20 protein-coding genes and 1 tRNA gene are annotated in these 22,091 nt (G+C 46.5%); 13 read left to right on the forward strand and 8 right to left on the reverse strand.

All coding sequences use genetic code 11. The annotated features are described in order from the left end of the window. Positions 1-16: 16 nt before the first annotated feature. From ACFQY8_RS03485 to tsaD, 9 genes are all read left to right on the forward strand, one after another. On the forward strand, positions 17-916 hold the full coding sequence (locus ACFQY8_RS03485; RefSeq protein ID WP_377938520.1) for a transporter substrate-binding domain-containing protein: 900 nt from the start codon (positions 17-19) through the stop codon (positions 914-916). A 142-nt stretch (positions 917-1,058) separates the two neighbouring features. After that, the gene (leuS, locus tag ACFQY8_RS03490) at positions 1,059-4,028 is read left to right on the forward strand and encodes a leucine--tRNA ligase (RefSeq protein WP_377938521.1); all 2,970 of its coding nucleotides are present in this window, start codon (positions 1,059-1,061) and stop codon (positions 4,026-4,028) included. Between the two features lie 172 nt (positions 4,029-4,200). Next, positions 4,201-4,905 carry a ComEA family DNA-binding protein gene (locus ACFQY8_RS03495; RefSeq protein ID WP_377938522.1) on the forward strand — a complete coding sequence of 235 codons (705 nt, stop codon included), beginning with the start codon at positions 4,201-4,203 and terminating at the stop codon, positions 4,903-4,905. Next, on the forward strand, positions 4,889-6,583 hold the full coding sequence (locus ACFQY8_RS03500; RefSeq protein WP_377938523.1) for a ComEC/Rec2 family competence protein: 1,695 nt from the start codon (positions 4,889-4,891) through the stop codon (positions 6,581-6,583). Before ACFQY8_RS03495 ends, ACFQY8_RS03500 begins: the two co-directional genes overlap by 17 nt. Before the next feature lie 107 nt (positions 6,584-6,690). Further along, a complete protein-coding gene (gene holA / locus ACFQY8_RS03505; protein WP_377938524.1) occupies positions 6,691-7,677 on the forward strand; it encodes a DNA polymerase III subunit delta in 987 nt (328 codons plus the stop codon). Then, on the forward strand, positions 7,674-8,273 hold the full coding sequence (tsaE, locus tag ACFQY8_RS03510; protein ID WP_377938525.1) for a tRNA (adenosine(37)-N6)-threonylcarbamoyltransferase complex ATPase subunit type 1 TsaE: 600 nt from the start codon (positions 7,674-7,676) through the stop codon (positions 8,271-8,273). The genes holA and tsaE overlap by 4 nt, the downstream gene beginning before the upstream one ends. 3 nt (positions 8,274-8,276) lie before the next feature. Then, a complete protein-coding gene (gene tsaB / locus ACFQY8_RS03515; RefSeq protein WP_377938526.1) occupies positions 8,277-9,146 on the forward strand; it encodes a tRNA (adenosine(37)-N6)-threonylcarbamoyltransferase complex dimerization subunit type 1 TsaB in 870 nt (289 codons plus the stop codon). 17 nt (positions 9,147-9,163) lie between these two features. After that, positions 9,164-9,691 carry a ribosomal protein S18-alanine N-acetyltransferase gene (rimI, locus tag ACFQY8_RS03520; protein WP_377938527.1) on the forward strand — a complete coding sequence of 176 codons (528 nt, stop codon included), beginning with the start codon at positions 9,164-9,166 and terminating at the stop codon, positions 9,689-9,691. Positions 9,692-9,696: 5 nt separating this feature from the next. Further along, positions 9,697-10,743 (forward strand): tRNA (adenosine(37)-N6)-threonylcarbamoyltransferase complex transferase subunit TsaD, encoded by a 1,047-nt coding sequence (gene tsaD, locus ACFQY8_RS03525; protein WP_377938528.1) that lies wholly within the window; start codon positions 9,697-9,699, stop codon positions 10,741-10,743. Positions 10,744-10,923: 180 nt separating this feature from the next. Here tsaD and ACFQY8_RS03530 read toward each other — a convergent pair. Then, a tRNA-Arg gene (locus ACFQY8_RS03530) sits at positions 10,924-10,997 on the reverse strand. Between the two features lie 236 nt (positions 10,998-11,233). Between ACFQY8_RS03530 and ACFQY8_RS03535 the strand changes: the two genes are divergently transcribed. Further along, positions 11,234-12,550 carry a Na+/H+ antiporter NhaA gene (locus tag ACFQY8_RS03535; RefSeq protein WP_377938529.1) on the forward strand — a complete coding sequence of 439 codons (1,317 nt, stop codon included), beginning with the start codon at positions 11,234-11,236 and terminating at the stop codon, positions 12,548-12,550. A 25-nt stretch (positions 12,551-12,575) separates the two neighbouring features. Beyond that, positions 12,576-13,265 carry an LOG family protein gene (locus ACFQY8_RS03540; RefSeq protein ID WP_377938530.1) on the forward strand — a complete coding sequence of 230 codons (690 nt, stop codon included), beginning with the start codon at positions 12,576-12,578 and terminating at the stop codon, positions 13,263-13,265. A gap of 44 nt (positions 13,266-13,309) precedes the next feature. On the opposite strand, the gene ACFQY8_RS03545 is transcribed toward ACFQY8_RS03540, so the two are convergent. Further along, a complete protein-coding gene (locus ACFQY8_RS03545) occupies positions 13,310-13,987 on the reverse strand; it encodes an O-methyltransferase (protein WP_377938531.1) in 678 nt (225 codons plus the stop codon). Between the two features lie 22 nt (positions 13,988-14,009). On the opposite strand from ACFQY8_RS03545, the gene ACFQY8_RS03550 reads away from it, so the two are divergent. After that, complete coding sequence (locus tag ACFQY8_RS03550; protein ID WP_377938532.1) at positions 14,010-14,375, forward strand: MGMT family protein; 366 nt, start codon at positions 14,010-14,012, stop codon at positions 14,373-14,375. Here ACFQY8_RS03550 and ACFQY8_RS03555 read toward each other — a convergent pair. The 5 genes from ACFQY8_RS03555 to ACFQY8_RS03575 all read right to left on the reverse strand — a co-directional run bounded on the left by ACFQY8_RS03555 (position 14,317) and on the right by ACFQY8_RS03575 (position 18,959). Then, positions 14,317-15,414 (reverse strand): DNA-processing protein DprA, encoded by a 1,098-nt coding sequence (locus ACFQY8_RS03555; protein ID WP_377938533.1) that lies wholly within the window; start codon positions 15,412-15,414, stop codon positions 14,317-14,319. The two genes, ACFQY8_RS03550 and ACFQY8_RS03555, sit on opposite strands and share 59 nt — an antisense overlap. Positions 15,415-15,458: 44 nt before the next feature. After that, complete coding sequence (locus tag ACFQY8_RS03560) at positions 15,459-17,051, reverse strand: YifB family Mg chelatase-like AAA ATPase (protein ID WP_377938534.1); 1,593 nt, start codon at positions 17,049-17,051, stop codon at positions 15,459-15,461. Next, the gene (locus tag ACFQY8_RS03565; protein WP_377938535.1) at positions 17,051-17,461 is read right to left on the reverse strand and encodes a YraN family protein; all 411 of its coding nucleotides are present in this window, start codon (positions 17,459-17,461) and stop codon (positions 17,051-17,053) included. The genes ACFQY8_RS03560 and ACFQY8_RS03565 overlap by 1 nt, the downstream gene beginning before the upstream one ends. Positions 17,462-17,694: 233 nt before the next feature. Further along, a complete protein-coding gene (locus ACFQY8_RS03570) occupies positions 17,695-18,570 on the reverse strand; it encodes a pyridoxamine kinase (protein WP_377938536.1) in 876 nt (291 codons plus the stop codon). A gap of 191 nt (positions 18,571-18,761) precedes the next feature. Next, complete coding sequence (locus tag ACFQY8_RS03575; RefSeq protein ID WP_377938537.1) at positions 18,762-18,959, reverse strand: hypothetical protein; 198 nt, start codon at positions 18,957-18,959, stop codon at positions 18,762-18,764. A 578-nt stretch (positions 18,960-19,537) separates the two neighbouring features. Between ACFQY8_RS03575 and ACFQY8_RS03580 the strand changes: the two genes are divergently transcribed. Beyond that, positions 19,538-20,851 (forward strand): O-acetylhomoserine aminocarboxypropyltransferase/cysteine synthase family protein, encoded by a 1,314-nt coding sequence (locus ACFQY8_RS03580; RefSeq protein WP_377938538.1) that lies wholly within the window; start codon positions 19,538-19,540, stop codon positions 20,849-20,851. A gap of 64 nt (positions 20,852-20,915) precedes the next feature. Here ACFQY8_RS03580 and ACFQY8_RS03585 read toward each other — a convergent pair whose 3' ends face one another. After that, a complete protein-coding gene (locus tag ACFQY8_RS03585; protein ID WP_377938539.1) occupies positions 20,916-22,073 on the reverse strand; it encodes an ROK family transcriptional regulator in 1,158 nt (385 codons plus the stop codon). Between the last annotated feature and the right edge of the window lie 18 nt (positions 22,074-22,091).

A 22,091-nucleotide genomic window follows, 5' to 3' on the forward strand; every position in this document is an offset into this window, starting at 1 on the left:
AGGGAATGTGCTTTTCATGGTGCGCAAGGTTATCCGTCGAGGTATAGTTGCGTTTCTTAGCGCTGTTATCCTTATTTCTGTTGCTGCATGCGGTTTGGAATTGAGTGACGTAATCGGTCCAACGGTTAAGATTGGGATAGCATTTGATAGGCCAGGACTTAGCACTTACAGGAATGGTGCTATGCGTGGTTTCTCAGGTACTGTTGCGCGTGCGGTTGCTTTTGATTTGGGATACTCGTCACGGCAAATTGAATGGGTCGACGTAAACGATTCTACTCAGGATGATTTATTTGCCACTGGCAAGATTGATATGCTCGTCGGAGCTTCAATGTATTCCCAAAAATATACTAATGGACGATCCACCGAGTTTGCAGGACCTTTTATGAAGTCGCATATGGGGTTGATGACTCGTGGCGGCACAGAGGATGATAAGGGAAGTGACGTCAGGGAATTACAGAATTCAACGCAGCTGACACAAGTACAAGATAAAAGTGTATGCGTTGTCAAAGGCGAACTTCAAGACGATTTCACGCCTCAGCAACTTGTTACGTTTGAAAGCACAGCTAAGCAAATGTTTGTCCAAGATTCGTACTCGCAATGTTTATCCGCGTTGGCCACAGCGACGGTAGACGTCATAGTGGGAAATGTTGTCGCGCTAGAGCAACTTACACATGCCGCGACAGGACAGAAATTTAGTGTGACTGAGATTAAAGATTCAACGATATCATACGGAATCGTGGTTCCTGCTGGTGATGATCGTCTTCATGCAAAGATTCAGAATCAGTTGCGTGATTTTGCATTGTCAAAGCGATGGGAGAAGGCGTTCAGGCCTATTGCTCGCAAAAGTTCTCTCCCGTATGTGCGCGCAATGAAGGCACCATATGTTGAGCAGATTATTCTCGACCCTGCACAATAACAACATTTGTCTCAGTGCGGTTTCTGCATCAGTGGTTATACGCACTTATATGTACTCATACGGCGAGAAATACTCGAGTAAAAACGTCTGAAAGTCCAAGCAAGCCATGATAATTTCTAATTAGTTTAATCTTGTCTCAACCATGCATGAAAGCGAAAAAATGGAACAGTTTAATGGTCAGGATCCAGCATGGCGCTATAACGCTCAACTGGCTCAGAAGATTGAAAAACAGTGGCAGGAAAAGTGGGATAAAGAAGGAACTTTCTGGGCTGCTAATGTATCCGGTGATTTGACTGATGGAGACGGTAACCACGCAGATGGCCGCAAACCGTATTTCGCGATGGACATGTTCCCGTACCCGTCAGGTCGTGGTCTTCATGTGGGGCATCCTTTTGGTTATGTCGCGACTGATGTCGTATCACGCTACCATCGCATGAAGGGTGAAAACGTCCTGCATGCGTTGGGATATGATGCATTTGGTCTTCCAGCTGAGCAGTTTGCAGTCCAGACAGGGCAGCATCCTCGCATAACCACTGAGGAAAATATCGCGAACATGCAGCGACAGCTCCATCGTTTAGGTTTGAGCTTGGATAATCGCCGTTCTTTTGCGACAATCGACCCTAATTATGTGCGATGGACTCAATGGATCTTCTCCCGTATTTATGAGTCGTACTATGATGAAGATTTTGTACGTCCAGATGGCGGGAAGGGTAGTGCTCGTCCTGTGGCTGAGCTCGTGGAGAAGTTCCGTTCTGGCGAAAAGCAAATTCCTGATTTTAAAGACGTCGCTTGGGATGATTTGAGTGCCAAGCAGCGTGAGGATGTCTTGAATGAGTTTCGCTTAGCATATATTTCTCGCTCTCCTGTGAACTGGTGCCCAGGTCTGGGGACCGTACTCGCTAATGAAGAGGTCACTGCAGACGGCAGATCTGAGCGCGGCAATTTCCCTGTATATCAGCGTGAACTTTCTCAGTGGTCTATGCGTATTACCGCTTATGGGCATCGGCTGATTGAAGATCTCGATGAGATTGATTGGACGGATAAAGTTAAGTCCATGCAGCGCAACTGGATCGGCGAGTCACACGGAGCATCTGTCCATTTTGAGGTTCCAACGGACGATGGTCTCGAAGATCTCGAGATTTATACAACTCGACCAGATACGCTCTTTGGTACTACTTTTATGGTCGTCTCCGTCGAGCATCCGATTCTTGAGCATGTTCCTTCGAACTGGTCTGCTGATGTGCCTCAAACTTGGCGTGGAGGCTATGCAAATCTTTCTGAAGCTGTGACAGACTATCGTCGTCAGTCACAGTCTAAGACTGCTATGGATAAGGTAGCCGATAATGGCGAGAAGACTGGCTATTTCTCCGGATTATATGGTATTAACCCTATCACTGGTGCACAAATCCCAATATTCGTGTCAGACTATGTTTTGATGGACTACGGCACTGGTGCGATTATGGCAGTTCCTGGTGGAGATTCTCGTGATTTTGATTTTGCTACGGCTTTTGGTCTGCCGGTTATCTATACGGTAGCTCCATCAGCTATGTCAGGCGAGACTATTGAAAACGACTACGAAGGTAAGCAGGCATACACCTCTCATGATGGTGTAGTCATCAACTCTCATGTGACATCTACCCACATAGGTTCAGATGACTTGAATCTCAATGGCCTAACCGTAGATGAGGCACTTGCTAAAGCAATTGCGTGGATAGAAGAGCGAGGCGTTGGTAAAGGAACTGTTTCCTATCGTTTGCGCGACTGGCTCTTTAGCCGTCAGCGGTACTGGGGAGAACCGTTCCCTATCGTATACGACGAGGATGGAGTCGCGCATCTCGTGCCAGATGATCAGCTCCCTATAGCCCTTCCAGAGGTGCCTGACTATAAACCACGCACTTTTGATCCTGACGACAACGAGTCTATGCCTGAGACACCACTGTCTCGTAATGAAGACTGGGTGAATGTGACCCTTGACCTTGGTGATGGTCCTCGAGCTTATAGGCGTGAGACGAATACCATGCCAAACTGGGCAGGATCATGCTGGTATTATATGCGGTACATCAATCCTAACGACACTGAGCACATGGTCGAGGACAATGAGTTCGACTACTGGCTTGGCCCAAATCACAATGACACAGCTGGTGCCTCCGGTGGAGTTGACCTCTATGTCGGTGGTGTAGAGCACGCTGTGTTGCATTTACTTTATGCGCGTTTTTGGCACAAGGTTCTCTTCGATCTTGGCTATGTATCTTCGCCAGAGCCGTTCCATAAGCTCTTTAACCAGGGGTATATTCAAGCGTATGCATATACCGATGAACGGGGTCAGTACGTTCCAGCTGCTGAGGTAGAGGAAGTTCCTAGCGAGAACGGTACTCCAAAGTTTATGTGGAATGGGCAGGAAGTCTTCCAGGAGTTCGGCAAGATGGGTAAGTCGCTCAAAAACATCATTACTCCTGATGACATGTACGATACGTATGGCGCCGATACATTCCGTCTCTACGAAATGAGCATGGGACCTCTTGATGAGTCACGTCCATGGAATACGAAGAACGTCGTAGGATCTCAGCGTTTCTTACAGCGCTTATGGCGCAACGTTATCGATGAAAACACTGGTAATGTCGTTGTTACTGATGATGAGTTGGATGAGAAGACCGCGAAGCTTCTGAACAATACTATTGCTGATGTAACTGTTGAGATGGAAAATATGCGTCCTAACACGACTGTATCCAAACTTATCGTGCTCAACAATCATTTAACTTCTCTCAAGTCAGTGCCACGTGCAGCCGTGGAACCACTCATTTTGATGCTTTCTCCGATTGCTCCTCACATTACTGAAGAGTTGTGGAATAAGTTGGGACATGAGAAGTCGCTCGCTCGTGAACCGTGGCCAGTAGCTGACGAACGTTTCGTTGGACAGGATACGGTTACGGCTGTTGTCCAGATTAAGGGTAAAGTTCGCGGAAAACTTGAGGTAAGCCCAGATATTTCTGCCGAAGAGCTACAATCTCGCGCGTTAGCACTCCCTGCTATCATCGAACGCCTCGGCGGGGTAGAGCCGCGTAAGGTTATCGTCAAAGCGCCAAAGATTGTATCTATTGTTCCGGGAGAGTAGAACACTCGAAACGGCTACTACTAGAAGATAAAAGCGCTTGCGGGTCCCCATGCAGGATACCGTAGGCGCTTTTAGGTTTTATACTCTTTGTGTTACGACACGGTTATCCACATCGGTGCACATATGCATATCGTATGTCACTTCGAACGTTCTGAACTGACAATCTATGAGTATGAAAAGTATTCAGACTCATAGACCGCTTGCGAAGGTCTCGCAGTTGCGCGGGCTTCGCCACTCAGATAGACAGTGGAGTCTTCCACAACTCTTAGACAGTGGTGATTGTTTCGAGGATAGTGAGCGCAGTCAAAAAGCATATCCTTCAGCAAGACATGCTTCCGCACAGCAGAATCATACGATTACGGGTGCGGTAAAGAGCTCTCTGTCTACGGTGAAATACAGTGCAATAGTCATTCTTATCTTAGTATGTGCACTGAGTGTGAGCTTGACACTTTTAATGATTCAAGGTCATAACTTTGCTTCCACGCAACTTACCATTTCAGCATCTTCTCAAGAAGAGCCTTCCTCAACGAGATCTGCAGATAGCCATCAGCAAGCACGCTCGTCAGGACTTAAAGAGCAGCAACAGATCCAAGAAGATGCGCAGCGCCAAGCGCAGCAGCAAGACCAGACTCAAACTCAAGCTCAGGAGGAGCCACAGCTACAATCACAAAGTCAGGGAAATCAGCTCATAAATATTAATACAGCATCGTCGCAGCAGCTCCAAGAAATTCCGGGAGTAGGCCCGTCCATTGCAGGAAGAATTATTGATTACCGTGCATCACACGGTAGATTTACTACAGTCGATCAGCTGATGAATGTATCGGGCATTGGTACGAAAACTTTAGAGAAGCTGCGTTCATATGTCAGCGTTCAGTGATAAAGATTTCCGACTTGTCACGGTGGCTTCGGCATGCTGGATTGTTGCAGGAACGTTGACTGCTTCACAGTCCAGCGGAACAAGTCTGGCTGCATATCTAGGGATTTCTGCGATATGTGGGGTAATTATGTTCGTGAGTGCAGCCGGCAGCGCAGTATGTACATACATGCAGTATTCATGCTTAACGCGCTTAAAGCGAATACTGTGTAACGCGTTCTTATGTGCCTTTGTAGGAGTAATTATCGTTCTGAGCTCCTTCCTTCATGCGCGTGTGATGCTATCGGATATCTCACACGAAGCATTAAAACCAGCATATAGTGAGAAAATTACAGTATCTGCTTATGCAGTAAGTCCTATGACGTCGAGTAGTCGGCGAGGTTTTACATGTAGTGTGCATCTTCGAATAGATGTGGCTCAGATAAAAGGAATTTCCCAAGTCTCTTCTGCATCAGCTCTACTTTTTATTTCCGATAGCAATATGTGCACAGTGGAGGATGGAGCGCGCTATGTTATAAGCGGAAAAGCACAGCAGCCCCGCTGGGGACGAGAAAATTTATGGATAGAAGTAGACAATAAATGTGTACAATGCGTGACAAAGACAAGGTCGCCGCCGTTATGGAAGAGAGGAGTGTCATACATTCATCAAGCATTTTTGCGTCAAACTCATAAACTAGATACAAGCGCGCAAATTCTTGTACCTGGGGTAACTATGGGCGTTATGGGTAATGATGCTGTAATCGATGCTACCTCTCTTACCCCTAATGATGAAGCGGCAAGTGATGCTCAACACGTCGCGCGAAGGATAAAAGCAAATTTTAAAACCGCTGGAATCATGCATGTTCTCGCTGTATCAGGAGGTCATTTCGCTCTTGCTTCAGGATTTGTAACGTGGCTAAGCAGAAGGTTTCTGTGGAAACGCAGAGTTCGTGCTCTTACAATCATTGTAAGCATCGTATGCGTGAGTGTTCTCATGTATCCGTCGGAGTCACTACTTCGTGCACAAGTTATGGGGACGCTTATGGCAGGCTTCACTCTGCTTGGACGGAGAGCTCATTCGCAGAGTGCTTTGTGCTGGACAGCCATAATGACACTTATTATGGATCCGACTGTGTCTATGAGCATAGGTTTTATGCTGTCGTGTGCAGCAGTTCTAGGAATAGTAGCCCTCTCAGAGCGATGTAAAGCAATACTTGACCATTGGTTTACAAAATCGTGGAGTAATGCAATCAGCGTTACGCTTTGTGCACAGATATGCACCCTTCCTATTACCGTAGTGCTCGCGCCTGATGTCCCTGTATATGCTGTACTTGCCAATATGCTCATAAGCATTCCTATGGATATAGCAACTCTATGCGGCATTATGAGCCTTGTGACAAGCTGGATAAGTCCACACATAGGGTTTGGCTGTGCGTGGTGCGCTGGTGTGGCGACGACCATCATGGCGCGCATCTGCGAATGGGTTGCAACCTTGCCATGCGCTGTGGTTCATTGCACGCCGATTCAAATGTGTGCATTTTACGGCCTGGGCATAATTTTAGGAGGTCTTTTGGCAATGCTTATAAGAGGTATAAAAAGACACATCCTCTTTGAAAGTATGTATCACAGAACGATAAAGGAGCAGATGCGTATATGGCGTAAAGACATCATTGCTTACTTGACAAGTGATTCACACAGATAAGTTAGGAGTTGCAGGTATAGAGGAAGTTAGCATACAGATGCGTAAAAGTTACGGGAAAGGCAAGTGACTACGTGGAGATTGTCCACGCTGACAAGGAAATTAGAGACATGACGTTGAGCGCAGTTTATGTAGTAAATGGGGGGGATGAGTACCTTAATTCCCAAAGACTACACGCACTTATACATGATGTGAGTATCCAGATTCCTCATATGGAACGTATTGATGCAGATGCGGCGATGATGGATGAATATGCTTTTGTGGAAGCTATCAGCCCATCACTACTCTCCGACGGAGCGTTACTGTGTATAGATAACCTTGAGAATGCTTCTGAAAAGCTTACTGCTGAGATTGAAAAATTTGCTCAGAAACATCGTGTTTATGCAGTGGGCGATTCTGTAGTTATTTGTCGCAAGAATCCGGGGCAGAAAGGTTCCGGCATTGTTAATCGTCTCAAGAAGGCAAAAGCACAGATTATCGACGTTCCTCAGCTCAAAAATAGTCGTGATTATAAGTCGTTTATCACGGGTGAACTCGAAAAGCGCGGACGTTTTATGAGATCAGATGCTATGGAACTCATTGCAGGAGTGCTCACGGGGCGCACAGGTGAGATTGCATCCTTATGTGAGCAGCTATGCAACGACTTCGATGAGAACCCATTGACAGTAGATATTGTCTCGCAGTACCTTATCGCAAATCCTCAGGTAACGGGCTTTAATGTAGCAGATAAAGCTATGGCTGGTAATGTGGCGGGAGCCATCATTGACATGCGCAACGCTGTGCTTCAAGGTACGCAGCCCATTGCTATCATCGGAGCATTAGCAGCGAATATACGTAATATTGCAAAAGTAGCAGCTGTAGAAAGCGGTCAAGTGAGCCGAGAAGAAGTCAAAATGACGAATTCGTGGCTGTACAGTAGAGCACGCGGAAATTTACGCGGTTGGACGTCGCAAGGTCTTGCTGCATGCATTCAGATGCTTGCATGGGCGGACGAACAGTGTAAGACGTCAGGTGCTGACCCGTTGTATGCACTTGAGAAGGTACTAGAGGCTATCGCTTCGCATGGTCGCGTTACGGTATCGGAGATGAATTCATGAATTTTTGTGTGAGTATTAATGTACCTACTGCACAACAGATGCATGAGCTGGGAAGGCGTGTAGCACAGCTTTTGCAAGGTGGAGATGTAGTTACGCTTTCGGGGCCATTAGGCGCAGGAAAGACAACATTTGCGCAGGGAGTAGGCGAAGGACTAAAAATCGGAGAGCCGATAGTATCACCAACTTTCACCATCGCACGTGAACTTGACGGATTATTTGCTGACGGTCAGCATGCTCATATGGTTCACGTTGACGCCTATCGAGTACCTGGTTCAGACAATGATGACGCTATGGCAGGGCTCACTGATGAACAGAAAACACGGCGCGCCATCAATCGTCTCTTGGATGAGCTTGAGTCTTTGGGACTTGATGAAATTCTTGAAGACCCCGACGACTCAACGGTGATTCTCATTGAGTGGGGTGCAATGATGGCATCTGTTCTTTCGCCAGACAGACTTGATATATCTATCGACCGCAGTATCGAATCAGATACAACAATGAATGCCGATGAACTTACGAGTGACGGTGCGCGTACTGTAATCTTGACAGCGCATAGCGACTCGTGGATTGAACGTTTGAATACTTTGGAGAAGTGAATTATGACATTTATACCTGCGTCGCATATGGTAACTGCGCTCCACGCTCTGTTTGACGCCGACATGATAACTTCCTTGTATAGCGAACCGACTCTCGTCATTGACACCTCGTACGGCTCGACGGTAGGAATTGTGGGGTATGAACCGCTATATGAGGCTGATTCGCGATCGCATGTAGAATTACTAGAACCGCACATTGCGCGGGTAATGGAACAGGCAAATCTGACTCCGCATGAGGTGCAACGTATCATCGTCGGCACAGGTCCAGCTCCATTTACAGGACTTCGCGCGGGAATTGTCGCGGCTCGTGCTATGGCGTTTGCTACTCATGCTCAGATACTCGGAATGGATGTGCTGAGCATTCAGAATGCGTGGAATAGACTTGAGCAGGCGAATATGGCACAATTCGAATCTTCTTCACATGCAAAGCAAAAAATACACTATACATTAGCTGTCAACGATGCCCGCCGTAAACAGTTGTACTTCGCATTGTACGATGACATGGGCAATGAGCTTCTTGCAAAAGATATAGATTTCGCAGAGCATATTGCTGAACGTGTGGTGGCGATACTGGATCATACTTGTATGAGTAGCGATGTGCTCATAGACATTATCGGTCATGGTGCAACGAAATATAAGGATGCATGGACCGAACTTCCAACTGGTGAGATTAGGGAGGAATCGGTGCTTCACGATGCAAAAGCTGCTGGACTCGCTATCACGGCAGCTTGCGCAGTACGTGCTCAGCATGAGGGTAAGAGCATATCAGATGAGCCACTATATTTGCGTCGCCCCGACGTTACGATTCCAGCGCCACAGAAACACATTCTCGGACAGACAGCAATTTCAATGCCCGTAGGCGGACGTCGATAGTAACGATGATGCAAGATATGCAATCTTCATATTCCGAGTATTTTCCTGAGAGACTCGATTTACCTGCTGTTGATGATACCGATATCGATGCGATTGCTGAGCTTGAACAAGAATTATTTGGGCAAGGTGCATGGAGTAGGGCAGCAGTGGAGCAGGAATTTTTAGCACCAGACAGAACGTATTTTGTCGTGCGTAATGATGAGCGGCGTATTATTGCGTATGCTGGATTTTGGTTTGACGGTGATGATGCAGAAATTATGACGATTGGCGTAGAGGAATCCTACCAAGGCAGACATATTGCAGTGCGCCTTATGAAAGCAATGAAAGAGGAAGCACGCACATGCGGCGCGCAAAGAATGCTTCTTGAGGTTGCTGTAAATAATGCTCCGGCGTTGGCGCTATATGAAAAATATGGTTTTACTACTATCGGCGTGCGAAAGCATTACTATCAGCCTGAGAACGTTGACGCATACACTATGGCTTGCACTATCGATAAAGAAAATAGCAGGCTACTCAGGAATCCTGTAGGGTTTAGTATAAAGTAGGCATGATGAGTGAACCAGTAATTTTAGGCATCGAATCAACGTGCGATGAGACAGCCGCAGCAGTTGTGCGTGGAAAAACTTTGCTATCTAACGTCGTTGCTTCATCTATGGATGAGCACGCGCGCTATGGTGGTGTCATACCTGAAATCGCCTCACGAGCACATGCTGAGTCATTCGTGCCTGTGGTTTCACAAGCGCTTGCTGATGCCCATATGGAGTTAAGTGATGTTGATGCTATTGCAGTGTCAGCAGGACCTGGCTTGGCTGGATGTCTAGCTGTGGGAGTTTCTGGGGCGAAGTCGCTTGCGTATGCTGCAAATAAGCCAATTTACGGCATTAACCACGTGATTGGGCATGTCGCTGTCACACAATTACAATTTGGTCAGGTACCTGCTAACACACTTGCGTTGATAGTATCAGGCGGACATACTTCTGTACTTCGCGTGAATAATATTGCGACAGATGTTTCTGTGGTAGGTACTACGCTTGATGATGCTGCAGGGGAGTGTTTCGATAAAGTAGCTCGTCTGCTCGGTTTTCCGTATCCAGGCGGGCCTCATATCGATCGTCATGCGCGTCAAGGCAATCCTCATGCATTGCGGGTGCCACAGGGGCTAACTCAGGGCAAAGCAGCTGCTGAGCATCCTTATGATTTTAGTTTTTCCGGTGTGAAGACTGCTGTAGCGCGGTGGATTGAGTCTGAAACTGCTCAAGGTCATGCTATAAATGTTGACGATGTATGTGCGGCGTTGGCAGATTCGGTCGCAACTGTACTTTCAAAGAAAACAATGGCTGCAGCTGCACATCTAGATTCTCAAACAGTCATTGTCGGTGGTGGTTTTTCCGCAAATTCACAGTTACGTACAGCGCTTATAAAAGCGGGACAAGAGCATGGTGTAGAGGTACGAGTGCCGGAGCTGAGATTATGCACAGACAATGGAGCGATGGTTGCTATGCTTGGTTCTAATCTCGTTGAAGCAGGAGTGAAGCCATCTCGCCCTGATTTCTCGATTGATTCGTCGATGAGCCTGGGCAGGATTTGCATGGATTAAAAGTTTATGAGTCTAATTGTGTGCTGTTATACGCATTCTGGTATGTGTATAACAGCACACTTTATATATAGGTTATATAGCGTCTAAAGCCGTAAGTCCAATGTCGAGGCATTGAATTCCCTATAATGGGGGGAGTCGATATACACAAAAGCCTCGGACGAAACCGAGGCTTTTAGTCTGTGCGCCGAACAGGATTCGAACCTGCAACCTTCTGATCCGTAGTCAGATGCTCTAATCCGTTGGGCTATCGGCGCAGTGCTTGAAGTCTTAACTTCAAGCAACTCGTATATAATAACCACTGCTTTAGGATATGTGCAAATCGGCGTGTTGCATAGAGATGTAGCATAAAAATAAATTCACTATTTCATCTGTCTTGCTTGATTCCTACTGCGATGTGGGTGTAAAACCAAATGTAAGCTCAGGCGTAATGTGAAGCAATACTGTATGATAGAAGGACGAAATCGTTGGAATTTAACTAGAATGGAGTGCTATGGCCATACAGCATAATAAGCCGAGTAGCGCCTCTCGTCGTCATAAGATTTCTCGGTTGGCAGCACACCTTAAACGCATTGCTGCGTCAGATCGCGTCTCTGGCTTGATTATGCTTAGTTTTGCACTTGCTGGTTTTATCATTGCAAATATTCCAGGTGTCTCTAGAAGTTTTGAAAGCCTTCGTTCTTTTGTTATTTCTATCCCTCTTACGGATTTGCATCTGAGCGTAGATGGTTGGGTTCAAGATGCGATTCTTACTATTTTCTTCCTCGTTGTCGGACTGGACCTTAAGCAGGAGCTCACTACCGGATCTTTATCGAATATACGCGCTGCAGCCGTGCCCATGATTGCGGCTGTCGGTGGCATGCTTGTCCCGCCGGTATTTTTCCTTGCAACGACGTGGATAGGGTCGTTAGGGAAAAATGGTGTAGAGACAGTGGCTAACGGACAGATTTTTCCGTGGAACATAGTTTCACAAGGATGGGCGGTGCCAACGGCGACAGACATTGCATTCTCTCTTGCAGTACTTGCGTTATTTGCTCAGGCTCTGCCAGGAGCATTGCGCGCATTTCTTATGACACTTGCTACCGTAGATGATTTGCTTGGTATCATCCTCATCGCTGTGCTTTTCTCTGACCTGCGAAGTGGATGGTGGACTTTGGGGATTATTGCTGGAGCTTTTATCTGGGCGTGGGCTATCCGTCGCAAAAATGTCCCGTGGGTACTAGTAATTCTATCGGGACTACTGATGTGGTATAGCATGCATGAGCTTGGTGTGCATCCTACGCTTGCTGGTGTGCTTGCCGGGCTTTTGACGCCGTCTCGTCCTATACACGGTGATCATGATGCACGTGCTGAGCGTTATTTGGAGAAATTACAGCCTTTCTCTGCGCTTGTAGCCCTTCCAATTTTTGCATTTTTCGCTACGGGTATACATTTTGAAACTCTAAGTTTTAACCTTTTCGTATCTCCTGTTGTGCTAGGTATTGTCATTGCGCTTGTCGTGGGTAAACCTCTTGGCATCATTACGGCATCATGGATTTCTACACATGTATTCAAATTAAGATTAGCGGCGGGGCTTAAGGTACGCGACCTAGTTCCTATTGCCACAGCGTGTGGTATTGGATTCACAGTTGCCTTCTTGATGGCTTCTCTCGCGTTCGAGCAGCCTGAGCTCAGTAATGAAGCGCGCTTTGGTGTGCTTGTCGGATCGCTGATATCTGCGATTATTGGTTCTGTCTTGCTGAGTCGACAGTCAAATAAGTATAGTGCGCTCAAGCTCAAGGCAACCATTCATGACACAGCACAGTCGTAAGATTATGTAGAAGAGGTGGTAGACCATGGCATTTACACGTGAATTTGATACTGATGTTGAGTCTTTTACTCAAGATGAGTTGTATGAAGTCGAAGATATCAAGAGGCTTGAGCGTATTCATAACGAGTTTAGGGATGGCTTTTCATTGCTTGGTCATCTCGGTCCAGCGATTTGTGTTTTTGGGTCAGCGCGTATCAAACCGGATTCGGTAGAGTATGAGCAAGGTCGTATGATTGGTTCTCTCCTTGCGCAGAAAGGCTATGCTGTCATTACGGGTGGTGGTCCTGGAGCAATGGAAGCGGCAAATCGTGGTGCTTATGAGCATGGAGGAATGTCTGTCGGCATCGGAATCGAGTTACCACACGAGCAGGGAATTAATGAGTACGTCACTCTTAAGATGAACTGTCATTATTTTTTTACACGCAAAACTATGTTTATGCGCTACTGTGATGGCCTGATTGTTCTACCTGGCGGTTTCGGCACATTTGATGAGCTCTTTGAAGCAGAGACTTTAGTCCAGACTCATAAAACACACACACGCCCTATTGTGCTAATTGGTACGAAGTATTGGAGCGGGTTAATTAAGTGGATTCGTGATACAGTGTGTCCTTCAGGGAAAATATCACGAGAAGATGTAAATCGCTTAATTGTGACAGACGACGTGCATGAAGCGGTCCGTCTTGCTACACAAAATTTAGAACCCCTTCATAGCTAGCACCGCTAGCATCAAAACTAGTACAGAAATTTCTATACTAGTTTTTAGTGTGTAACAGCGAGTAACAAACCTGTTCCCACACTGATTAATGAAGTGTCATAAGCGTTGCTTTCCATAAGTTCCTTAATAATTGTGCGCATAGTCACAGCTTTTTCACTTCTATCTGCGGCATTAGGGACCCCACCCTTGCAGTCGGGTGACATCAGCGCCATAACGTCAGTGAGGATAAGTATGCCTCCAGAACGCAGAAGCCGCTGCGCATCAGATACGGCTGCCTCATAATTGTGTGGTAGTGATGAGACGAGGATCATATCGTAGTCATGAGCATTAAGACGCGGAAGAAAAACCTGCGCGTCAGCATTCACGCAACGAAGTTTCGTCGATGATGTCTCATCAATAGCATCAAATATGTCACGAGTACGCTGAGAAACTTGTGCCGACGAGGTGACCACCGTAATTTGGCCTTCATGATTCATCCCGTCTGCGAGAGCTGGAATTTCCATACCGCTGCCAACCCCGATGATGAGAGTTGTACGGGCGTGCATGAGACGCGCCTGGAGCCTTATAAAGTGAGCTTGAGAACTAGAAATTATGCCGCTTTCATGTGCATCATGCTCAGCGGTTTGGCGAATTTTTGTACTGAGAGCATCGTCAAAATCGTAGCTGGTTTCTTCAATGAATTTCCATGCTGAAGAGATTTGAGAATACATTGTGCTATTCATACGCTCATTGTATCTTTAAGGCATGAGTTCAATTCATACCGATGCTAGAGATACAGATGAAAGTTTCTTTCTTAAGCCTTTCAATGAACGTGTCTATGACATTGTCAAGCGCATTCCCCGAGGGAAGGTTGCTACATATGGACAGATAGCGGCGTTGATAGGATCCCCTCGCGCGTCTCGTTTCGTCGGATTTGCTTTACATGCGAATCCTGAGCAAGGTGTGATTCCCTGTCATAGAGTAGTTTTTAAGTCAGGCGCATTAGCTCCCGGATTTGCTTTCGGCGGTCCGGATCGGCAGCGAAAGTTACTCGAAGATGAGGGAGTAAGATTTATTGATTCAGGAGAGCAGGTTGTGGTGGATTTATCTCAATGTCGGTGGAAGGCATAAGGCGTTCATGTGGACTATGGCAGAAGTCCTCTAGCGAGTGAGCTGACACGAGGATACTGGCTTTCCCATCGTAGATAAGACGATTGCACCCGGTGTTATATGGGGTGTTAATATTTCCTGGTGCTGCCACGACTGTTCGATTAAGATCTGCTGCCCACGTGGCGGTGTTAAGTGCACCAGAACGATGCTGCGCTTGGGCTATAAGCGTGACAGAACTCATCGCGGCTATGAGACGATTACGTTTAAGGAAACGGTACGGCTCGGGAATGACGTTTGGTGGAAGCTCACTGATGATGGCTCCGTCATACTCTTGTATTCGTTGAAAGAGCGTGGCGTTGCGTGCAGGTCCGATATGGTTGAGACCTCCGGCCATGATAGCGATAGTTCTTCCAGCGCAGTGCGAATTTTCATCTGCACTAATTGCTCCCCAGTGTGCTGCTGCATCGGTTCCCATTGCACCACCTGAGATGACGAGATGCCCATGATTTGCCGCACTTTTAGCAGCGTTGAAAGCAGTCGTTCTGCCGTATGCGTCAACGTTTCGCGATCCTACAATACTTATCGGTTCCGGGCATGAAACAAGTGCATGCATGTCTCCTAGACCCCATAGGCAAAGGGGAACGTCCTCGTCAGTATGTAGCGGCAGGTCTGAAAATTGTTCTGGCCAGCATGATTCATGAGGACAGATAAGCCAATAATTATAATTTTGTGTGAGTGTACACGATAAAGCGGAAAAGCTCATGTGAGCATACGGTCTCAATGCTATCAGCCATGGTACTATGCACTTATCGAGTGCTCTCATAAGTGAGCCATGTTCATCTTGCTTACGCAGTAGACATGATAGATCGTTGTAGTCAGGAACCATAAAACTACGCTCATAAAGGATAGCTAATTCTTGCAGCCTATGAACAAGTTTGACCACGTCGCCATTCTCAAATGTGTGGATGAGATGGCTCATCACGGGGTCACTTCCGTTTGCTATCAAAGTGAGAAGTCCGCGACTTGTAGCTTGCAATGATGGTTTGGGGATAAATGACATGAGAACTCCTCAAAGGGGAATGTGCTGTAAAGATAAAAGCGGTACTAAATATCGGGAAGGTATAAGCGTGTCGCGCATTCTAAATCGTCATCCGTAGGCTGGGTGCGTCCGAAGATGTCTGCTATAGTCCAAGAAATTCGTAAGATTTTGTGAGCTCCACGGATACTGATTTCTTCTGATTCAAGCAGATGGTTGGTGTGAGAAATAAGTCGCTCGGGAGTATTCTCCATAAGCCATGTCCCAGGTGCCTGAGCATTGGTGGACCACGGGCATGACTGAAAACGGCGACATGCCTGCTTGCGAGCTTGCAGTACAGTATCTCTCATATGCTTGCTGTCAAAGGTCATATGGTCTCCAAGAAATGGACTATACGAGTCATTGTGACAGTGAGGCTTATCGAGAGTTTTTAGAGAAGGTACATTGATTTTAATATCGATACGATCTTTAATCGGCTGGCTAATGCGGTTGTTGTACCGGCGAAGCTCTATTGGTTGGCATTCGCATATCTTAGTACTATTCCATAAATTCCCGCATGGGCAGGGATTCTGTGCAAGTATGAGCATGAACTGTGCAGGAAGAACTACGTTTGCTTTCATTCGAGAAAGAGTAATGCTACCGGTTTCAAGTGGGATTCTTAGGCTCTGAAGTACAGTATGCTTAAACTCAGGCGCTTCATCAAGGAAGAGTACGCCACGGTGCGCAAGAGTCATCGCTCCGGCTACAATACGATTTCCATTTGCTCCTCCTGCAAGAGCGCTGAGCGTGGCATTATGTTGCACTGATGCAAAAGGTGGCGTGTGGCTGAGGGGGATAGCAATCGGTAGACCTTGCGCAGAACGAATACATGCCACTTCTGTGGCTTGCGTATCGTTGAGAGGGGGAAGAATTGATGGTACCCGTTGAGCAAGCATAGATTTTCCCACTCCTGGTGGGCCTACAAGCATAACGTGATGCCCGCCGGCGGCGGCAATTTCGAGCTGCCATTTCGCATCAGTTTGCCCGATGACGTCATTGAAATCAGCATTCGAAGAAGATGGTTCTTGCATAGGAGCAGCAAACTGCTCAATGGGAGTTGTCGATGAAGCTGGATAGTGAACTGAAAAATGCTCATTAATGAGACTTGGCGGTGCGTTGAGCACTCGAAGAAGCTCATTGATGTGAGATACCGGAATGACCTTAATCCCAGGAACTAGCTGAGCCTCAGCTAGTTGACTTGCAGGAACATATGCTCGACTTATCTGGCATTGTGTAGCAAACTGCATAAGCGGTAACATTCCTACTACAGGGAGAATTGAGCCGTCGAGTGATAGTTCACCGAGGAAGACTGCATCGTTCAGTAGGTTTGGATTGATGCTGTGAGTGGCGGCAAAAATACTCACTGCTATACTCACGTCAAAGCTTGAACCGTGTTTGGGCAAAGATGCTGGAGTAAGATTGACAGTCACGCGAGTTTGTGGCCAGTGAAAATAGGTTGATTTACAGGCGGAGCGTACGCGCTCGCGAGCTTGAGAAACCGTTGAATCTGGAAGTCCGACCATCGTAAAGTAGGGAAGTCCCTGTGAAACGAAAGCTTGGACGGTGACGAGATGCGCCTTTAAGCCAGATAAGGCAATGGTTGAACAAGTACCGATATTCATTACAATATCCTCCTGACATGAGTAAGTTGAGTAACGTGCAAGCCTCGTACTGCTAGTTCTATAGCATCGAAGCGAACAAGCGTCGGAGAGGAATCTGCTTCCATCTTTTGTGATGAAAGCCAGAGAATGGCAGCTTTTCTCAGGTGTTGCTGCTTAGAAGCATCTATCGACTCTAATCCCGTCCCATAGGCTTGTGATGTACGGGTTTTCACTTCTACGAAAACGAGGAGAGAGTCTGTAGTTCCAGAAGGCTCAGGACATCTCGCTATGATATCAATCTCACCATAACGACAGTGCCAATTGCGCTCTATAATAGTCCAGCCTTGTTTAGTCAGATACTCACATGCATAATCTTCGCCGAATGCGCCAAGAGCTTGCGAATGAGCGCGCCGTGAAGGAATCCGCCTCACAGACGAGATTTGTGAAGATGAGTGTGTGGGGAGGCTATCTATTGTACGTGTTAAAGAAACTGCTGAAGTGTTCATATATCTAGTGGACCACTTCAGCAGCTCGAACCACAGCTAAAAACTTATATGTGAACGAATGTGAATAACCGTGTCGTTACTCAATCTCATGTTTACCGCTGTGTATGGCAGACAAGAGGGAATAAAATTGCGGGGTGCTCTCAGTCAGGTTTTGCTTATCAATCGACAAGATGAGTAAGCTCGCCCAGTACAAGTTCAAAACTTACCCCGCGCTCTTCAAAATGAGGCTGATTACGGGTGGACTCCATAGCAGAACGTACGAACTCACCTGCGATATGAGCCGATTCTTCCAAGGATTTTCCGGCCATGACTGCACCGCACAGCGAAGAAGCAAAAGCATCACCTGTACCATGAATCATGTACGGAAGTTTGTCATGAACGAGCTCGACTTTGTGGGCAGAGCCTCCTTCTTCGGTTGCTACAAAGTTGCGCAATTTACCATCGCCACGGTCGATGCCTTTAAGGACAATGTTATGCGCGCCAAGAGCAAAAAGTGCGTCCAGCACGGAGTTAACGTGATCATCAGAAATATTTTGCCCACTATACTCACTACGAGTCAGAATTGAAGCCTCAGTAAGGTTTGGCATGAGCACATCTGCGCCATGTGCGAGACGTCGAGTAGCATCGCATAACTCCTGCGTATATGTAGGATACATCTTTCCGCCATCTCCCATGACCGGATCGACGAAATGAAGAGCAGAAGGGTACTCTGAATAGAGTCGCTCCACAAGGTCAACTTGTGTAGGGGACCCTAAGAAACCAGAATAGACACCGTCGAGCTCGACATTTTCAGCTTTCCATGCATCAAGATAGTCGCTCAAAATGTCAGTAGTGTCATGGAAGGTATAGGTTTTGTACATCGTGTGTGCAGAGAAAAGTGCGGTAGGTACGGGGCAGACATCACATCCTACTGCGGAGAGGATAGGAATGGCAGCAGTTAATGAGCACTTACCATAGCCACACATATCGTGAACTGCTGCGATGCGTGGGATGTATAAAGGATTACGCTGATATAGTACGTGTGTATCTGTCATAGGGACCTCCGTAATTTGCAAATCGGCACAAGAGAGCACGATGCTGAACGTTTCTCTCACATTATCGCGTATGAGAAAACTTTGCTACTTGCAGTTCATATTTTCGGATTAACTGTGAGCTTATGCTTGAGTCTTGTCATAATGCTCGGGTATTTCTTAACGAGAATCTTAAGGAATCTCGCGCTGTCCTTCTACGGATATGACCTTCCCTGATCTATTTTTCTTGATATCTCTCTTAACTCGCGCGCAGCTTGACGGTCAAATTCGTCACCATGCTGAAGTTGTTCAGCTTTTCTATCAAGATGACTCTGGACGGCGAAATAAGAGATAAAGATGAGTAGTGCAATAATTCCTAATCCAATCAGTATTGCATGCCATGGAATGCTCATATTTACCCCCTTGATCCGGCACCTTCAACTGCCATACATTGACGTTGCTGTGTCGGTGTGCCCCAATTAAATACACCTCTACATGTTTCATGGGTAGGTACCCAATGATCGTAGCATTGATTCCCAATCATGAAGTCACAACGTTTTTCGAAAATTATGGGATCAGTGTAATAGGTTGAGAGCTCTGCTGCAGTTGCTGACGGAACTATAAATCCTAGACCTAGAATAATAGTAATTATTCCTAGAATGGATGAGAATTTACGATTCATTATTATCCTTTTCTTCCTCAAAAGTTCAAATTCTATGTTTTCTTCAGCCATGAAGAAAACATAGAAACAATTCTACTCTCCCCATAAAGATAAATCTTTTCAGTGATCGACCTTTGAGACTACCAAGAAGATTTTTGATACGACATGGAAATAAAGCTTCGAAAGTTACACAAAGAACTCCACGCAGAGAGGCATTTATAAAGCGTTATAAGCAAACATGATAGGTGCAAGCGTGTGTTGCCTTTCTTCGAAGCGTATGGTGAATCTCACCGTTGCATAAACAGTTTTACACAATATGAGAGGACCACCATGACTGATAATGCATACCGTTTTGAAACACTCCAGCTCCACGTCGGTCAGGAAGAGGCTGACCCTGCTACTGATTCACGCGCTGTCCCTATCTATCAGACTACGTCATACGTTTTTAAGAACTTTGACCATGCTGAAGCTCGTTTTAATCTTTCTGATGCAGGAAATATCTATGGGCGCCTGACAAACTCTACTCAAGACGTATTTGAGAAGCGTATTGCTGCTCTTGAGGGAGGCACAGCTGGTTTGGCTGTAGCATCTGGTGCATCCGCCGTGCATTATGCAGTGCGCAATATCACACAGAGTGGTGATCATATCGTTGCCGCAAATACTATTTATGGTGGTACTTACAACTTGCTTGCACATACACTTCCTCGTGATGGCATTACAACGACGTTCGTTGACCCGTCTGATCCTGAGAACTTTGAGAACGCCATCAAAGACAATACAAAGCTTGTTTTCTTTGAAACGTTTGGAAATCCGAATTCTGATTTGGTAGATTTTGAGGCAATTTCTCAGATTGCCCACCGTCATCATGTGCCAGTAATTGTTGACAATACGTTTGCTACACCTTATCTCTTCCGCCCGCTTGAGCACGGGGCAGATATCGTAGTTCACTCTGCGACGAAGTTCATCGGCGGACATGGTACTTCTTTGGGTGGTGTCATCGTCGAAGGGGGTACCTTTAACTGGGCTGAGGTGCCAGGTAAGTTCCCAACCTTGACAACTGCTGATCCAAGTTATCACGGGTTAAATTTCTATGAGGCACTAGGTGGGGCAGCGTTCGTCACCCGTGTTCGTGCCATTCTCCTTCGTGACACTGGTGCATGCATATCTCCATTTAATGCGTTCTTGCTCTTGCAAGGTACAGAGACCCTATCCTTGCGTGTTGAACGTCATGTAGATAATGCTCTGAAGGTAGTTAAATACTTACAAACTGTTCCAGAAGTTGCATCGGTGAGCCATCCAAGTATCGAAGGTCGTAAGGATAATGCTCTTTATAAGAAGTATTTCCCTCATGGTGCTGGCTCCATCTTTACCTTTGATATTAAAGGTGGCAAAGATGCTGCGAGAGTGTTCATTGACAATCTTAAGCTGTTTAGCCTCCTCGCCAACGTTGCAGATGTTAAGTCTTTGGTCGTTCATCCTGCATCAACGACACACTCGCAAGAAACGGAAGAAGAGCTTGTCGCTCAAGGAATTACCAATTCTACAATCCGTCTTTCTATCGGTACAGAGAATATTGATGATATTCTTGATGATTTGAAGGCGGGCTTCGCAGCTGTGCGAGCTGCAGGCCTTGCGCAGGAGTAGTGCTGAGCCAAATTTAAGCCGAGCTTTATATCTTCTTTCTCTCTTGTCATTCGTCGTATGAGACCTAGGACAAGAGAGAATCTAAATAGTCCTGTGCAAGTACATATGCAGCTCCAATGATGGCTTGATTGCTGTGACAGACACTTTTTATCACCGAGGGTGTCGTACCTGCCACAAGCTCAGGTATGAGAGTTTGGGGAGCAAGGGTGCGCGTGCGTGAGCGTAATTCTACAATGTCGGCACTATCCATATATTTTGCCACTTCACCTCCGATGATGACTGGTATGCGATGGACCATGCGGATGTTGTGGATAAGCAAAGCAAGGGAATTTTTATACGTGTCAAAGACGCGATTGGCGGCGTAGTCACCGTCGCGTATCGTGTTCATGAAGTTTTGGACAGATTGAGCCGGATGAGCAGTTGAGTGGAGCAATGCTTGTGCGCTGCAATAGAGGTTTGCGCATCCGTGCTGACCACAGTCGCACACTAAAGGTGAAGGACTGTCTAGGGGCGATAGGTGGGTTGATGATGAAGGCATATACGGATAGAGTGTCATATGCTCAACGAAACTTGCGTTTTTTACGTAACGGTAGTCCTCGATAAAAGCACTACTCATCGTGGTGTTGAGATACAGGCAGACTGCATGAGATATCTCGGGCATATAAAGCGTTTCGGCTGCCGCGAGTGCTAATGGTTCGCGCATGATGCGTACGGGGTAGGGGACGTGAGACTCAATCGCAGATTGAAGGAGCGTCTCACTAGAGTCATCTGTTGCCGCTTGCGAAGCAACAGTTACTCCAATGCCGCGGATGTGGCGCGTATCGATATGTGAAGTACAAATAAATTTTTCGATTGCTAGCGCAAGGCCATCATAGAAACTTGCCGTATGAAAATCCGTAAGGTTAAAAGAGTTGTGATGAACGACGTCGCCGCGTAAATTCGTTGCTATGAGATGAATAACGTTACTGCGTACCATTACGCCTATGCAGATACACCGTGAATATGCAAAACTATAAGAATCGGAAGGCCTGCCACCTTGAGAAGCGATATTTGAACGTGTGTGAGTGATATAGCGAAGCTCTTTGAGCTTTTTCAATGTATGAGCAATAGTAGTCATGCTCAAACCTGTGGTTTGTGCCAGTTCATTGCGAGAAATGCCTGAGTTGCGGATAATCAGTCTCAAAACATCATGCTCTGAGCTACTCAACTTTGACGATGCCATAAGGTGTACTCTAGCTGG

Source organism: Alloscardovia venturai, assembly GCF_042676605.1.
Lineage (GTDB): Bacteria > Actinomycetota > Actinomycetes > Actinomycetales > Bifidobacteriaceae > Alloscardovia > Alloscardovia venturai.

What these genes read in the sequence shown, in the direction of transcription:
- ACFQY8_RS03485 (WP_377938520.1), top strand. Translation starts at nt 17, where the DNA reads ATGGTGCGCAAGGTTATCCGTCGAGGTATAGTTGCGTTTCTTAGCGCT.
- leuS (WP_377938521.1), top strand. Translation starts at nt 1,059, where the DNA reads ATGCATGAAAGCGAAAAAATGGAACAGTTTAATGGTCAGGATCCAGCA.
- ACFQY8_RS03495 (WP_377938522.1), top strand. Translation starts at nt 4,201, where the DNA reads ATGAAAAGTATTCAGACTCATAGACCGCTTGCGAAGGTCTCGCAGTTG.
- ACFQY8_RS03500 (WP_377938523.1), top strand. Translation starts at nt 4,889, where the DNA reads ATGTCAGCGTTCAGTGATAAAGATTTCCGACTTGTCACGGTGGCTTCG.
- holA (WP_377938524.1), top strand. Translation starts at nt 6,691, where the DNA reads ATGACGTTGAGCGCAGTTTATGTAGTAAATGGGGGGGATGAGTACCTT.
- tsaE (WP_377938525.1), top strand. Translation starts at nt 7,674, where the DNA reads ATGAATTTTTGTGTGAGTATTAATGTACCTACTGCACAACAGATGCAT.
- tsaB (WP_377938526.1), top strand. Translation starts at nt 8,277, where the DNA reads ATGACATTTATACCTGCGTCGCATATGGTAACTGCGCTCCACGCTCTG.
- rimI (WP_377938527.1), top strand. Translation starts at nt 9,164, where the DNA reads ATGCAATCTTCATATTCCGAGTATTTTCCTGAGAGACTCGATTTACCT.
- tsaD (WP_377938528.1), top strand. Translation starts at nt 9,697, where the DNA reads ATGAGTGAACCAGTAATTTTAGGCATCGAATCAACGTGCGATGAGACA.
- ACFQY8_RS03535 (WP_377938529.1), top strand. Translation starts at nt 11,234, where the DNA reads ATGGCCATACAGCATAATAAGCCGAGTAGCGCCTCTCGTCGTCATAAG.
- ACFQY8_RS03540 (WP_377938530.1), top strand. Translation starts at nt 12,576, where the DNA reads ATGGCATTTACACGTGAATTTGATACTGATGTTGAGTCTTTTACTCAA.
- ACFQY8_RS03545 (WP_377938531.1), bottom strand. Translation starts at nt 13,987, where the DNA reads ATGAATAGCACAATGTATTCTCAAATCTCTTCAGCATGGAAATTCATT.
- ACFQY8_RS03550 (WP_377938532.1), top strand. Translation starts at nt 14,010, where the DNA reads ATGAGTTCAATTCATACCGATGCTAGAGATACAGATGAAAGTTTCTTT.
- ACFQY8_RS03555 (WP_377938533.1), bottom strand. Translation starts at nt 15,414, where the DNA reads ATGTCATTTATCCCCAAACCATCATTGCAAGCTACAAGTCGCGGACTT.
- ACFQY8_RS03560 (WP_377938534.1), bottom strand. Translation starts at nt 17,051, where the DNA reads ATGAATATCGGTACTTGTTCAACCATTGCCTTATCTGGCTTAAAGGCG.
- ACFQY8_RS03570 (WP_377938536.1), bottom strand. Translation starts at nt 18,570, where the DNA reads ATGACAGATACACACGTACTATATCAGCGTAATCCTTTATACATCCCA.
- ACFQY8_RS03575 (WP_377938537.1), bottom strand. Translation starts at nt 18,959, where the DNA reads ATGAGCATTCCATGGCATGCAATACTGATTGGATTAGGAATTATTGCA.
- ACFQY8_RS03580 (WP_377938538.1), top strand. Translation starts at nt 19,538, where the DNA reads ATGACTGATAATGCATACCGTTTTGAAACACTCCAGCTCCACGTCGGT.
- ACFQY8_RS03585 (WP_377938539.1), bottom strand. Translation starts at nt 22,073, where the DNA reads ATGGCATCGTCAAAGTTGAGTAGCTCAGAGCATGATGTTTTGAGACTG.